At 62.9% G+C, this 14,014-nt stretch carries 13 protein-coding genes; 7 read left to right on the top strand and 6 right to left on the bottom strand.

Annotated elements, in window-relative coordinates; genetic code table 11:
• The first annotated feature begins 102 nt into the window (after nucleotides 1–102).
• The 6 genes from GRI97_RS03350 (at nucleotide 103) to GRI97_RS03325 (ending at nucleotide 7,020) form a co-directional block, all read left to right on the top strand.
• Nucleotides 103–2,610 (top strand): TonB-dependent receptor, encoded by a 2,508-nt coding sequence (locus tag GRI97_RS03350; RefSeq protein WP_161389698.1) that lies wholly within the window; start codon nucleotides 103–105, stop codon nucleotides 2,608–2,610.
• Nucleotides 2,611–2,697: 87 nt separating this feature from the next.
• Nucleotides 2,698–3,231 carry a 2,4'-dihydroxyacetophenone dioxygenase family protein gene (locus GRI97_RS03345; RefSeq protein WP_161389697.1) on the top strand — a complete coding sequence of 178 codons (534 nt, stop codon included), beginning with the start codon at nucleotides 2,698–2,700 and terminating at the stop codon, nucleotides 3,229–3,231.
• A 26-nt stretch (nucleotides 3,232–3,257) separates the two neighbouring features.
• The gene (locus GRI97_RS03340; RefSeq protein WP_161389696.1) at nucleotides 3,258–3,797 is read left to right on the top strand and encodes a 2,4'-dihydroxyacetophenone dioxygenase family protein; all 540 of its coding nucleotides are present in this window, start codon (nucleotides 3,258–3,260) and stop codon (nucleotides 3,795–3,797) included.
• Nucleotides 3,798–3,908: 111 nt separating this feature from the next.
• Nucleotides 3,909–4,757 (top strand): SDR family oxidoreductase, encoded by an 849-nt coding sequence (locus tag GRI97_RS03335; RefSeq protein WP_161389695.1) that lies wholly within the window; start codon nucleotides 3,909–3,911, stop codon nucleotides 4,755–4,757.
• Between the two features lie 117 nt (nucleotides 4,758–4,874).
• A complete protein-coding gene (locus tag GRI97_RS03330) occupies nucleotides 4,875–5,993 on the top strand; it encodes an NAD(P)-dependent alcohol dehydrogenase (RefSeq protein WP_161389694.1) in 1,119 nt (372 codons plus the stop codon).
• A 25-nt stretch (nucleotides 5,994–6,018) separates the two neighbouring features.
• On the top strand, nucleotides 6,019–7,020 hold the full coding sequence (locus GRI97_RS03325) for an alcohol dehydrogenase catalytic domain-containing protein (RefSeq protein ID WP_161389693.1): 1,002 nt from the start codon (nucleotides 6,019–6,021) through the stop codon (nucleotides 7,018–7,020).
• Between the two features lie 18 nt (nucleotides 7,021–7,038).
• Here the strand turns inward: GRI97_RS03325 and GRI97_RS03320 are convergent, their stop codons facing one another.
• The 4 genes from GRI97_RS03320 to GRI97_RS03305 all read right to left on the bottom strand — a co-directional run bounded on the left by GRI97_RS03320 (nucleotide 7,039) and on the right by GRI97_RS03305 (nucleotide 10,360).
• Nucleotides 7,039–7,419: a winged helix-turn-helix domain-containing protein gene (locus GRI97_RS03320; RefSeq protein WP_161389692.1), complete on the bottom strand. Its 381-nt coding sequence runs from the start codon at nucleotides 7,417–7,419 to the stop codon at nucleotides 7,039–7,041.
• 99 nt (nucleotides 7,420–7,518) lie between these two features.
• Nucleotides 7,519–8,313, bottom strand: a complete 795-nt coding sequence (locus GRI97_RS03315) for a response regulator (protein WP_161389691.1) — start codon at nucleotides 8,311–8,313, stop codon at nucleotides 7,519–7,521.
• A 346-nt stretch (nucleotides 8,314–8,659) separates the two neighbouring features.
• The gene (locus GRI97_RS03310; RefSeq protein WP_161389690.1) at nucleotides 8,660–9,085 is read right to left on the bottom strand and encodes a response regulator; all 426 of its coding nucleotides are present in this window, start codon (nucleotides 9,083–9,085) and stop codon (nucleotides 8,660–8,662) included.
• Nucleotides 9,086–9,184: 99 nt separating this feature from the next.
• A complete protein-coding gene (locus GRI97_RS03305) occupies nucleotides 9,185–10,360 on the bottom strand; it encodes a GNAT family protein (protein ID WP_202392563.1) in 1,176 nt (391 codons plus the stop codon).
• 114 nt (nucleotides 10,361–10,474) lie between these two features.
• Between GRI97_RS03305 and GRI97_RS03300 the strand changes: the two genes are divergently transcribed.
• The gene (locus GRI97_RS03300) at nucleotides 10,475–11,563 is read left to right on the top strand and encodes a fatty acid desaturase family protein (RefSeq protein WP_161389689.1); all 1,089 of its coding nucleotides are present in this window, start codon (nucleotides 10,475–10,477) and stop codon (nucleotides 11,561–11,563) included.
• Between the two features lie 42 nt (nucleotides 11,564–11,605).
• Here GRI97_RS03300 and lptG read toward each other — a convergent pair whose 3' ends face one another.
• On the bottom strand, nucleotides 11,606–12,703 hold the full coding sequence (lptG, locus tag GRI97_RS03295; protein ID WP_161389688.1) for an LPS export ABC transporter permease LptG: 1,098 nt from the start codon (nucleotides 12,701–12,703) through the stop codon (nucleotides 11,606–11,608).
• On the bottom strand, nucleotides 12,696–13,931 hold the full coding sequence (locus GRI97_RS03290; RefSeq protein ID WP_161389687.1) for an LptF/LptG family permease: 1,236 nt from the start codon (nucleotides 13,929–13,931) through the stop codon (nucleotides 12,696–12,698). Before GRI97_RS03290 ends, lptG begins: the two co-directional genes overlap by 8 nt.
• Between the last annotated feature and the right edge of the window lie 83 nt (nucleotides 13,932–14,014).

The following is a 14,014-nucleotide window of genomic DNA, read 5'->3' as shown; positions in this document are numbered from 1 at the left end:
CGCCGATGTGCAAGCGGGCTGTCACGCCCCCTCTTATCCTGATCCGGCAAGGCGGAAGACCGCCTGCCGATAAAGTCTGCAAGACAGACAGGGAGAAGAGCCATGAAACCAATTCGCTTTTCGCTGGCGTCCATTTCACTTTCCGCACTCGCCTGCGCCATTGCCATGCCAGCCGCCGCACAGGATGAAGCCGCGCAGGAAAGCACCGGCGGCCTCAATCAGATCGTGGTGACTGCGCAGAAGCGCGCCGAAGATGTGCAGGATGTGCCAATCGCCATCAGCGCCTTCGGCGCGGAACAGCTGACCGAACGCGCCATCGGCGATGTTTCGGCGCTGTCGGCCATCACCCCCAACGTGACGCTGGACGCCTCCACGCCGTTTTCCGGATCGAGCGCGGTGCTGGGCGCCACCATCCGCGGGATCGGATCAAGCGATTTCGCCTTCAACATCGATCCGGCCGTCGGCGTCTATCTGGACGGCGTCTATCTGGGCCGTTCGATCGGCGCCAATCAGGATCTGCTGGATGTCGAGCGGATCGAAGTGCTCAAAGGCCCGCAGGGCACGCTGTTCGGGCGCAATTCCGTGGGCGGCGCGATTTCCATCGTGACCCGCAATCCGGGCGACGAATTCCGCGTGACCGGTGACATTACCGTCGGCAGCTATGACCGGATGCAGGTGCGCGGCATGGTCGAACTGCCGATCACCGATGGCCTGTCATCCTCTCTCGCCTTCGGCATTCTGAGCCGCGACGGTTTCCAGAAGCGCGAAGCCTATCCGGGTTTTGTCGGCGCGACCGATGCCTTCACCCTGTTCCCCGCCGCCGGATACCAGACCGATGACAGCCAGGGCGGCGACAACACCTGGAGCCTGCGTGGCAAGCTGCGCTGGGATGATGGCGGCGCCTTCCGCGCCACGCTGACCGGCGATTTCACCAAGATCGACCAGAATTCGACCGCCAACACGGTGCTGGATACGCTGGGTGACAGCCCGGCCTATTTCTTTGCCTATCTTTATAACACCTGCATCGGTTCCACGCCCGAGCAGCTTGCAACCATGGGCTTCACCAACATCTGTGGCCCGCGCAACAGCACCGCCGGCTATCAGACGCTGGCAGGCCTGGGCAGCCTGAATGTCGACGGCAATCCCCTGAACAATGTCGCACCCTGGGATGACCGGTGGGTCAATGACGATATCGACGTCAGCTATGCCACGGGCAACAATTTCTCCAACCTCAAGCAGGGCGGCGTCACGCTGGATCTGGAATATGATCTGACCGACGATCTGATGGTCAAATCGATTTCATCCTTCCGCAAGCTGGACTTTGCGGCCGGGGTCGATCTCGACAATTCGCCGCTGCCGATCCTGCAGACCAGCTTCAATGTGAACCAGGAACAATGGAGCCAGGAACTGCAGCTGACCGGGTCGTTCCTGGACAACAGCCTGAACTTCGTGCTGGGCGGCTATGTCTTCAACGAAAAGGGCGATCTGCGCGATTTCGTGACCTTTGCCGGCGGCCTGCTGCAGGTCGATGGCCCGGGCAAGATCGACACCACCGCCTATGCCGCTTTCGGCCAGATCGACTGGCGCGTCAGCGAACTGATCGGCTTTACGCTGGGCGGCCGTTGGACGCGTGAGGACAAGGGTTATGTCGGGGCCCAGTCCGATCTGAACGGCGCCAATTACAAGCTGGCCGGCTGCATGGATCGCGACCCTGCAACCGGGTTGCCGACCGCCGCCTGCGCCCAACTGCTCGGCTTCCCGATCCCGAGCGAACCGTTCCGCTATTACCCGCTGACCCCGAACAAGCAGGAGTTTGAAAACTTCACCTTCAAGGCCGGGGCGCAATTGTACCCGACCGACGATGTGATGGTCTATGGTTCGTTCAGCCAGGGCTATAAGACCGGCGGCTGGACCACCCGCCTTTCCAACCCGCTGCCGCTGGCGCCGACATTCAACGAAGAACAGGCCGACACCTGGGAAGTGGGCGTCAAATCGACGCTGATCGATCGCACGCTGATGCTGAACCTTGCCGCCTTCACCACCGAGTACAAGGGCATTCAGCTGAATTTCCAGGAAGGCGTTTCGCCGACCGTGAAGAATGCCGGTGACGCGCGGATCAAGGGCTTCGAAGTGGAAGCCCAGGCCGCGCCGACCGATTTCTTCACCGTCACCGCCTCTGTTGGCTACATCGACGCCTATTACACCCGCGTCGCCGCCCAGGCCCAGGTGGCGCCGAACCCCATTCAGGAAGGCGTGTTTGCCGGGGCAGCCCTGCCCAAGGCGCCCGACTGGAAGTTCAACATCGCACCGCGACTGGAATTCCCCATCGGTGGCGGTTCGATCGTGTTCCTGGCCGACTGGACCCACACCACGGGCATGCGCAACGACACCGAAGGCACGATCCTGCTGCTGCGTCCGTCAACCGACATCGTCAACGCCAGCGTCACCTACAAGCCCGAGAGCGACAATTGGAACCTGTCGGTGGGCGGAACGAACCTGACCAATGAACGCTACCTCATTACCGGCCAGGCCCAGTTGGGTGGTGGCGTAATCTACGGCACCTACAGCCGTCCGGCCGAATGGTATGCCCGGCTTGGCTTCAACTTCTGAGCCGATGGCAATGATGGATGGGGGCCGCAACGCCGGCCCCCATCGACACGGGAAACGACCGGAAACTGCCGGTCGAGGAGAGAAAAGATGGCTGAAGCCGCCACCAAGGAATTCTGGCGCGATATCAAACCGATCCCGGAGGCGTTCCGCCCGGGATCGCTGCCCGAAAGCTACATGCCCAAGATCACCGAAGGCGATGAACGCTATTGGGTGCCGATGAGCGAGACGGTGAGTTCCAAGCCCGTCTGGATCAGCCCTTCGCGCAATATGTGGGCCGATGTGCTCTATTCCAAAGCCGCCGGGCTGGTGAACCGGCATTACCATCCCCAGCCGATCTGGGCCTACACGATCAGTGGCAAATGGGGCTATCTGGAACACAGCTGGACCGCCACGGCCGGCGATTTCATCTATGAGACGCCGGGCGAGAGCCACACGCTGGTGGCCTATGACCACCCCGAACCCATGCGCGTGTTCTTCGTCGTATCCGGCCCGCTGATGTGGCTGGACGAGGAAGGCCGCACGATCGGGCATTACGATGTGTTCGATTACATGGCCGATGCCCGCGCCCACTACAAATCCGTCGGCATTGCCGATGATTATCTGGACAGCCTGATCCGCTGACACCCGACCAATCGAGAGGTTACAACATGGCCACGCAGATGAAGGCCCCGCCGTCGACGAAGAAAGCCATCGTCGAGGTTCCGTTCAACTACAGTTCGCTGGTGAAACGTCATTCCCCCGGCGGCCGCTATGTCGATGCGCAGACCGATGCCGACAGCCCCTGGGTGCCGTTTGGCGAGACCGCCGCGATCAAGCATCTGGCATTCGACGTGCGGCGCAATCTGTTTTCCAACATCCTGTGGGTGAAGGGCCCGGGCACGATCGGCACCCATTTCCATCGCGGCACGATCAGCATGGTCGTGCTGGAAGGGTCGGTGCGATATCTGGAATATGACTGGGTGGCGACGCCCGGCGGGCTGATCCTGGAAGTGCCAGGCGAGGCGCATACGCTGGTGACCGAACATCCCGATGGCGTGAAGCTGTTCGGATGGATGGAAGGGCCGATCGAATTCTATGACGAGAATGCCGTGCTGATCGAAACCACCGATGTGTGGTGGATGATGAATCACTACGAAACCTACTGCAAGGAACAGGGCATTCCGATCAATCCGAAGCTCTATCTGTAAGCAGCAGCGGGCTGTTGCGGCTGGTAATGGGCCCGGCTTTGCGGAAAGATGGCGCGCGGTGGCGCAGCGCCGGCGAACAGCCGAAACCGCCCCATGGGAGAATGACATCGCATGAAGACACTCGATCAGTTTGACGTCAAAGGCCGTTCCGCCCTGGTGACCGGGGCCGCCAGCGGGCTGGGCCTGGCCTATGCCGAAGCCATGGCCGAAGCCGGCGCGAAGGTGACGCTGACCGATATCGATGCCGAAGGGGCCGCGCGCGAAGCCCAGCGCCTGTCGGCCGAAGGGTATGAGGCGCGGTTCGGTGTGTGCGACGTGTCCAAGCTGGACCAGGTGGCCAAGGTGTTCGACGATCATGTGGCGGCCTATGGCGGGTGCGACATCGCCTTTGCCAATGCCGGGCTGGATGTCGGCAATGGCTTCTGGACGCCGGAAGGCGCGCGCAACCCCGATGGCCAGATCGATGTCTATGACCCCGACCGCTGGTACCGATCGATCGGCATCAATCTGAACGGGGTGTTTCACACCGTGCGCGAGGCGGCGCGGGTGATGAAGGCCAATGAAGGGCGCGGCGGGCGCCGGGGCGGATCGATCGTGATCACCAGTTCCAACGCCGCCGAAGTGAACGAGGCCATCGTGGGCGTGCCCTATATGGCGGCCAAGGCCGGGGTGAAGCATTTCATGCGCCATTCCGCCTATGAGCTGGCCGCCTATGGTATCCGCGTGAATGCCATCGCGCCCGGGCCCTTCGTGACCAATATCGGCGATGGCTGGGTGAAGAAAAACCCGGCCGCCAAGAAGGCCTGGGATGAGCTGGTGCCGGTGGGCCGAATGGCCGAAACCTATCAGGTCAAGCCGCTGGCCCTGCTGCTGGCGAGCGATGCCGGAAGCTATATCACCGGGGCCCATGTGATGATCGACGGCGGCATGCAGCTGGGGCCGATCAAGCCGCTGGATTGACCATATTCACAGGAACACCCTTGCCACGGCAGGGTATGAAAACGCACATGGCCGGGCGGAGATTGTCCATCGCCGCCCGAGTCCGTGCCCCAATTCCCGGTTGAGAGGAAGACCGCAATGACCACAGCAGCAAAGGCGGCGATCTGCCGCGGCCATGACCACCCCTTCGCGATCGAGGATGTGACGCTCGACGCGCTGCGCCCCGACGAGCTGCGGGTGCGCGTGGTGGCCTGTGGCATTTGCCACACCGACCTGGCCGTGCGTGACAAACAGCTGCCCGTGCCGCTGCCGGTGGTGCTGGGCCATGAGGGCGCCGGTATCGTCGAGGAAGTCGGCAGCGCGGTGACCGTGGCCAAGCCCGGCGACCGGGTGGTGATGAGCTTCAACAGTTGCGGCGCCTGCCCCAGCTGCGATGCGGATGCGCCCACCTATTGCTATCAGTTCTTCCCCCACAACTGGTCCGGCACGCGCGCCGATGGCACGCCGACGATGTTTGCCGGCGATCAGCCGATAAACGCCAATTTCTTCGGCCAGTCGACCTTTGCCACCCACGCCATCGCGCATCAGCGCAATGTGGTGAAGGTGCCCGACATTGCGGCCGATATCCCGCTGGACCGGCTGGCGCCGATCGGCTGCGGCCTGATGACCGGCGCAGGAGCGGTGCTGAACAGCATGAAGGTGCGCGCGGGCCTGCCGATTGCCGTGTTCGGCACCGGCACCGTGGGCATGGCCGCGATCATGGCGGCCAAGATTGCCGGGGCGAACCCGATCATCGCGGTCGATGTGCATGATTCCCGGCTGCAGCTGGCGCTGGAACTGGGTGCGACCCATGCCTTCAACGGGCGCGACGATGCGATCGGCAAGATCCGCGAACTGGTGCCTCAGGGCCTGGGCTATGCCTTCGACACCACGGGCATCAACAGCATCATCCAGGATGCCTGGGGCCTGCTGGCGCCAATGGGCATCTGCGGCATGGTCGGCGCGTCCGACCCGGCCGACAATGTGGTGTTCAACGAAGCTGCTTTCATGGGTGGCGGCCGCCGGGTGATGGGCATTCTGGGCGGGGACAGCGATCTCGTCACCTTCCTGCCCGAACTGATCGCCTATCATGTGGACGGGAAATTCCCGTTCGAACGGCTGATCGGCTATTTCGATTTCGACCAGATCAACGAGGCGATCGAGGCCAGCGAAAGCGGCCAGGTGGTGAAGCCCGTGCTGCGGATGGGCGCTGAATGACGATGGCGCGGAAGGAAAACCAGGCATGAAAGCCGCCACATTTCAGGCGCTGCATCAGCCGCTGAAGCTGGAAAACCTGGCCGACCCGACGCCCGACGCGGATCAGGTGGTGGTCAAGGTGGGGCGCTGCGGCATATGCGGCAGCGACCTGCACATGACCGAGGATGCTGCCTATGGCTGCCAGGCGGGCGACGTGCTGGGCCATGAATTTGCCGGCGAAGTGGTAGGGATGGGTTCGGAGGTAACCGGGCTCAAGACCGGCGATCTGGTATCCGTCATTCCGCTGATCAGCTGCGGCCATTGCGAACATTGCCGCAAGGGCGAGGTGCAATGGTGCAGCCAGTTTTCGCTGCAGGGCGGCGGCTATGCCGAATATGCGCTGACCCGGCCCAACCAGTGCATCAAGCTGGGCACCGATGTCTCGCTGGCCGATGGGGCGATCATCGAACCGCTGGCGGTGGCGCTGCATGGCGTCAATCTGTCGGGTATGAAGACCGGCGACAAGGTGCTGATCCTGGGGGCCGGGCCGATCGGGCTGGCCGTGGCGTTCTGGGCCCGGCGGTTGGGCGCAGCGCGGGTGGCGGTGCAGGATATCTCCAGCTTCCAGGAACAGCGTGCCCAGGGCATGGGCGCGGACGTGTTCGTGGTCGATCCGGAGAACCCGGTTGCCAGTGCCGAGGCGGCGCTGGGCGGCAAGGCCGACATCGTGTTCGAATGCGTCGGCATGCCGGGGCTGATCGCCCAGGCGGTGGATCAGGTAAAGCCGCGCGGCACCATATTGCTGCTGGGCCTGTGCACGAAGCCCGATACCTTCAACAGCTTCGCCATGCTGGGCAAGGAAGTGCGGCTGGTGACCAGCGCATTTTTCACGGTGCCGGAATATGAAGCGTCGCTGGCAGCGCTGAATGCCGGCGCCGCCGAACCGCGACTGCTGGTCAGCGGGACGATCACGCTGGATGATACGCCCGATGTGTTCGAAACGCTGAAACGCCGCAGTGGCGAGTGCAAGGTGCTGATCGCGCCGTAAGCTTTTGCGCCCTGCCCTCTAGCCGGCCGAGGGGCTGGCGGGGGGCAGAGGCTGCGCACGGATCGCCTGTTCCAGCAGGGTGAAATCGGCGCAGGGCACATCGCTTTCCAGCCGTGCCGACAATCCGCGATAGGATGCCAATGCCGCCTGACCCGCTTCGGTCAGGCGCGCGCCCGCGCCCTTCCCGCCACCGGGCTGGGTGTCGACCAGTGGCGCGGCAAAGCAGCGGTTCATGACATCGACCAGCAGCCAGCCCCGGCGATAGCTCATCCCCAGGCTGCGCGCCGCGCCGGAGATCGACCCGGTGGCGGCAATCGCATCGAGCAGATCGGCCTTGCCCGGGCCCATGGCGATTTCATCGCCGCAATAGAGCTGAAGCTTGATCTTGAGCCGGGCCATGCAGGGAGCCTTAAAGCATCCTGCGACCCTGTAAAACCGGAACGGGGCAGACTTTTCAGCCTGCCCCGTTCGGTATTCAGATTGTTGGATCGACGACGATCAGCTGACTGGCCCGCCCGAACCGAAGAACAGCGCCTGGCTGATCGCCGCGCGCACCGTATCTTCCTGGAACGGCTTGGTGACCAGATAGGTCGGTTCCGGACGGTCGCCCGTGAGCAGCCGTTCGGGATAGGCGGTGATGAAGATCACCGGCACCGAACCGATCGCCAGAATATCTTCGACGGCATCAAGGCCCGAAGACCCGTCTGCCAGCTGGATATCGGCCAGCACCAGACCCGGCTGGCTCTGCTGCGCGATTTCGCGGGCCTGTGTGCGGGTGGCGGCGGTGCCGCAGATATCGTGGCCGAGCGAGCGGACGAGATCTTCCAACTGCATCGAGATCAGCGGTTCATCTTCGATGATCAGCACGCTGGTGGCGCTTTCGCGTTCGATTTCCGCGATCGCTTCATTGACCAGACTGTTCACCTCATCGGTGTCGGTGCCCATGATCCGGGCCGCGTCCGCAGCGGAGAAATCCTCGACCGTGGTCAGCAACAGCGCCTGACGGTTGCGCGGTGTGATGCGGCGCAGCTGATCCTGCGCGGCGGCTTCGTGCCCGCCGTCGGAAACGCCATCGGCATCCACTTCGACATGGGCGCTGGACCACAGTTGGTTGAAGGCGGTGTAGAGCGGCACCCGGCCTTCGCGAAGGCTTTGCGCCAGCTCCTGATCGGCGAGCGCTGCTTCCAGCGTGGCGCGGACGAACGCGTCGCCCGTGGTCTGCGACCCTGTAAGGGCACGCGCATACCGGCGCAGGAACGGCAGGTGTGCAGCGACCTCGGCACCTAAAGACATCAAATACCCCTTCCCGTGAAACTCAATGCCCAACGCATGGGCACGCATGCAGTTCCATCTGTGGCAGCAAATATCGTGGTCGACGGCAAAAGGCACAAGCCCGACTACGCAAAAATACGTGAACCCAAAAAAATCGGCACCCCTGGGAACCCAAATTCGGGTCGGTCATTCTACCCATGTCACCGCCGACCCCCTCCCGTCCAAGCGGTTGGTGACACGATCCCGGAATGGCCCCTGCCCCCCCTGGCAGGGGCCTTCTTTTTTGGATCGAACGGGACGGAGCAGCCGCGCACGAAGTCGCGATCAGCGGCGCGCCGCAGCAATCACGATTGTCAGAAGGATTGGGTCAGCCGGCCCCGCCGCGCCAGCGCGCGATCAGCCCGGTGTGGGGTTCGCCCATCAAAGCCTTCACCAGCAGGGCAGGATTATAAGGCTTCGCAAAGACCGGGCCCATTTCCGCGATGCGAGCGGGAATATCTTCCGGCGTGCCGGTGGAAAAGACGATCCGTGGCCGGGGAGAACCAAGCATGGCGACGAGTTCGGCCAGCGCCCAGCCATCGTCGCGATCGGCCAGATGCACGTCCAGCACAATGGCATCGACCGCGTCCAGCGCATGGAGCGCTTCGTCGGCGGTAGCGCAGGTGGTGACATGCTGGACGCCGGCGTCTGCCAGCGCTTCCTCTATCGCCATGGCGAGCAGGGCATCGTCTTCCACGATGAGCACGCGGTCGAGCGATTTCTTCGCATGAGTATCGCGCCACAGACCAAGCATGCCCAATCCCCGGGACGGATCAGCCCGCCATCAAAGCAACGGGACATAGGCCGGACAGGTTCCCGTTTGATTACAATTTCAACGAGAAATGCCGATTGTTCACAGCACCTTGGAATATATCCGATATTCGCGGTTCACCTTGCTGTCGATCGCATCGGCAATGGCTACCATGCCCTGATTGTCTTCCAGCACCCAGCCGATTTCCGCCCGCTTGATGCCATACTGGCTGACCGCTACCCGGCGGATATATTCGATCATCATGAAGGCGATCTGGCTGGCCAGGCGCGAATTCTGCCACTGCTTCTTCACACCCATCAGCGGCACGCGGAAGCCGTTGCACTGAGGGTTGCGCAGCCACAGCAGCAGCTTGGCCCAATTGAAGGGATAAAGGCTGCCCTTCATGCCTTTCAGCTTTTCGTTCAGATCGGGCAGCGCCAGCATGAAGGCGATCGGTTCGCCATCGACCTCCGCGATCATGTTCGCGCTTTCGATGATGATCGGTTTCAGCTTTTCCCCGGCGTAGGCCTTTTCGGTTTCCGTGAAGGGCACGAAGCCCCAGTTTTCCGACCAGGCATCATTGAGGATATCAATGATGATCGCCGCATCTTCGGCGAAGCGTGATTTGTCCACCTTGCGGACATGGATACGCTTGTTGCGTTCACCGCTGGCGACGATGCGGTTGATCAGTTCGGGGAAACCATTGTCGACGCGCAGATCGTAGGTCAGCAGGCGTTTGGCGGTTTCGTAACCCAGCTGTTCGATCCACGCCTGATAAAGCGGGGAATTGTGGCCCATCATCACCATCGGCGGGTGATCGAAACCGAGCGTCTGCAGGCCGGGTTCTTCCCAGATCGACAGGCTGATCGGCGCGAGAACGCGGGTCATTCCTTCATCGCGCAGCCATTGTTCCGCCCGCGCGATCAGCGCGTGGGTGGTCGCTTCATCCTCAGCTTCGAGCAGGCCCCAGTTGCCGGTGCCCGGGCCCATGCCGCGTTCGGCCGGCTGGGCCAGCGCCAGTTCGTCGATATGGGCGGAGATGCGGCCGACGACCCGGCCATCGGCGCGCGCCAGGAACAGCTGCATGCGGGCATGTTCGTGAAACGGGTTCTTGCCCGGGGTCAGCAATTCGACCATGTCGGTGCGCAGCGGCGGCACCCAGTTCGGATCATTCCCGTTCAGCCGATAGGCAAGATCTATGAACGCATTGAGATCACCCTTGCTGGTGACCGGTGCAATTTCTATCTTCCTGTCTGCCACGATGCCGCCTTTGTTCATGCGCTGTTTGTCCTGTCTATGCTTGGGGGACAATGTCAAGCGACCCGCGCAAACGTGGATCACTTGTGATAGAGGGCGCTGCAGCCCTGTGGGACATTTCGGAAAGCTATCTTGATGCCAGCCTTGCAATCCATCGACGCCGTGCCGGGTGCACCCGAGGCCTTAGCGCGCGTGCAGCTTTCCGCGATTCCCGATGACAAGCCGATGCTGCGCGCCGCAGCGGAACTGACCCGCGACATCGCCCGCGCCCGGCCGGAAATCTACTGGCCGGACATGATCGGTTCGGCGCTGGTCGGTTATGCTGCGCTGGCCGGCACGATTCTGGTCGACAATGTCTGGCTGGCGCTGGCTCTGGGCGTGCTGTCCGTGCTGACGCTCTATCGCGCGCTGCTGTTCATTCACGAGATTTCCCACATGCATCGCGACGCGCTGCCCGGGTTCCGCACGGCGTGGAACGCGCTGGTCGGCGTGCCGATGCTGACGCCGTCCTTCATGTACGAAGGCGTGCATCCGCTGCACCATGCCCGCACCCGCTATGGCACGGGCGAAGATCCCGAATATCTGCCGCTGGCGCTGATGAAGCCCTGGTCGCTGCCGGTGTTCCTGCTGGTGGCGCTGCTGGCACCGCCGGCGCTGGTGATCCGTTTCGCCATCCTGACCCCGCTGGGCCTGCTGATCCCGCCGCTGCGCACGCTGACGTGGGAACGGTTTTCCTCCCTCGCGATCAATCCCGCCTTTCGCCGCCGCCCGGCAGAAGGCGAGATGAAGCGCCGTTTCCTGATTCAGGAACTGGCCTGCAGCGCTTGGGCGATCGCCCTGATCGGCAGCATCTTCGCCTTTGGCTGGCGCCCGCTGCTGATCGCGCTGGGCGTGGCATCGGCAGTGGCGGTGTTTAACCAGTTGCGCACGCTGGTGGCGCATCTATGGGAAAATGACGGTGAGGCCATGACGGTGACGGCGCAATATCTGGATTCGGTCAATGTACCGCCGCCGGGCATCATGGCCGGCCTGTGGGCCCCGGTGGGCCTGCGCTATCACGCGCTGCACCATATGCTGCCCAGCCTGCCCTATCACTCCCTGGGAGAGGCGCATCGCCGCATCGCTGCGCGCTTGGGCAGCGATTCCACGCTGCAGCGGGCGGATCACAAGGGGATGATGCCGCTGGTGGTACGGATCGCTCGCAGCACCATGGGCCGCCATTGAGGCGATGACCGGAAGCGGGCCGCCCGTGCGGCCCGCTCTGGATTATTCCTCGGTCCGGATCAGGACCGTTTCACCAAGCAGGAAGAACAGCACGAAGGGCGCCCAGGCGGCGATCAGCGGCGGATATCCGCCGAAGCTGCCCATCGCCAGCGCCGCATTGTCGACCACGAAATAGGCAAAGCCGAGCGTCATGCCGATTATCGACCGGGCCAGCAACTGCCCCGAGCGCGCCAGGCCGAAACCGGCGACGGCACCCAGCAGCGGCATCAGCACGGCCGACAGCGGGCCGGAAATCTTGTGCCACCATTTGCCCTCAAGCTCGCTGGTGCGGCGACCGGCAGCCTTGAGTTCGTCAATCGAGGCGGCAAGTTGCGGCAGGGTTTCCGCATCGGCATCGACCCTGCGGAAATCCAGCTGCGCCAGGTTCAGATCGCGCGCGATCAGCACCGGTTCGGTCAACGTGGTCTGGGCGGCAGGGCCGACGTCGAACTGGCGGGCGCCGTCGAGCATCCAGCCGGGCCCAACGTAGCGCGCCTGCAGCCCGCGCATTTCCCGAACGATCATGTCGTTGTCGTCGCGCAGGTAATAGGTGACGTCATGCAGCACCGTGTTGCGCCCTTCCCCGGTGACCCGGGCGGCGCGCACGATATTCTGGCCATCGCTGAGATAGAGGTTCGACCTCAGCGTCGGATCATCCGGAATGGGACCGTAATCGGCATCCACCCAGGCCTTCAGAGTGCCATTGGCGCGGGTTACCACGCGTTCGTTGAAAGCGAAGGAAAACAGCGAGAAGGCCAGCGCCGAAAGCAACAGCGGCGCCAGAATCTGATGCGCGGACAGGCCCGCCGCCTTCATCGCCACCACTTCGCTGTTCTGGCTGAGGCCGGCCAGGGTGATGATGGTCGCCAGCAGGATGGCGTAGGGCAGGAAACGCGCAATGAGTTGCGGCAGGCGCAGCCCGACATAGCGCATCAGTTCCGCCTCCCCATTGCCGGGCTGGGCCAGAATATTGCCGCTTTCGGACAGCAGATCGAGCATCTGCAGCACCAGCACCAGCATCAACAGCACCGCCAGGATGCGGGAGACGAAAGTCTTGGCCAGATAGATGGTCAGCGAACGCGAGGGGAAGAAATCAAACATCGGCCGCAGCCTCCTGCGCGTCAGCCGCATTTGCCGCCGGATCGCGCCGCCTGGTCAGCGCCTTCACCCGCTTGGCCAGCCAGGCATAGCCATTTTCCAAGGCCCCGATTGCCTGACCACCGGGCACGAAGGCGACCTGATAATACATCCAGGCAATCATCAGCGTGAGCAGCACGAAGGGCCCCCACAGCGCCAGCAACGGATCAACCCGGCCGAGTTCCGCCACCGACTGCCCGTATTGATTGACCTTGTGATAGGCGACCACGACCACGATCGAAACGAACACCCCGAGGGCAGAGGTCGAGCGTTTGGGCGGAATGGCGAGCGACAATGCCAGCAAGGGCAGCATCAGCATCATCACCACTTCGACCATGCGGTAATTGAAATTTGCCTGACCGGCATCGCGCTGTTCGGCGGTAGAATCCTTGCTCCAGCCGATGCGCATCAATTCCGGCAACAGATATTCGCGGCTTTCGTCGCCGCGTTCGCGAAAGCGCTCGATCGCGGGCAGATCGATCGGCAGATCGTGCTGGGAGAAGCTCAGTACGCGCGGCACCTTGCCGGGAATATCCTGAACGATGGTGCCATCCAGCAGGCGGAAGATGATCGTGTTGCGGTTTTCCTTGTTCGCCAGGAAACGCCCTTCGCGCGCGGAAATGGACAGCACCTGCCCGCCCGGTTCCGCAATACGGGCGAAGATGCCCACCAGGCGGCGGCCGTCATCATGGCTTTCTTCGACCCGCAGGGCGACGCGATCTTCCAGCGTCGTGAATTCGCCGACCTTGATCGCCGCGCCCAGCGCGCCCGATCGCAATTCGTAATCCAGTTCCTCATAGCCGTAGCGCGCCAGCGGCTGGAGATAGCCAACGATCGCGAAATTCACCGCCACCAAGACGAAGGTGATGAGATACGGCACCCGCAGCAGACGCGTGTAGCTCCAGCCGACGGCGCGCATCACGTCGAGTTCGCTGCTGGTCGCCAGCTTGCGAAAGGCGAAGAGAATGCCGAGCATCAGGCCCAGCGGGATCGCCAGGCTGGCATATTCGGGCACCAGATTGACAAGCATCCGGAACACCACGCCGATCGGGCCGCCTTCGGACGACACGAATTCGAACAGCCGCAGCATTTTTTCCAGCATCAGCAACGATGCCGCCAGCGCAAACACACCGAACATCGGCAGCAGCACCAGGCGCAGGATATAACGATCGAGGGCGGTGATGAATTTCAAGGTGTGAACCAGCTCAGGCAGAACGATGGCATGGCCCGGCTATAAGCACACTCACCGGCAGGGTCACACCCCCAATATGCGCC

The organism is Croceibacterium xixiisoli (assembly GCF_009827305.1).
Taxonomy (GTDB): Bacteria; Pseudomonadota; Alphaproteobacteria; order Sphingomonadales; family Sphingomonadaceae; genus Croceibacterium_C; species Croceibacterium_C xixiisoli.
Note: the sequence above shows the minus strand (reverse complement) of the source record. Positions and strands in the feature narration are given on the sequence as shown.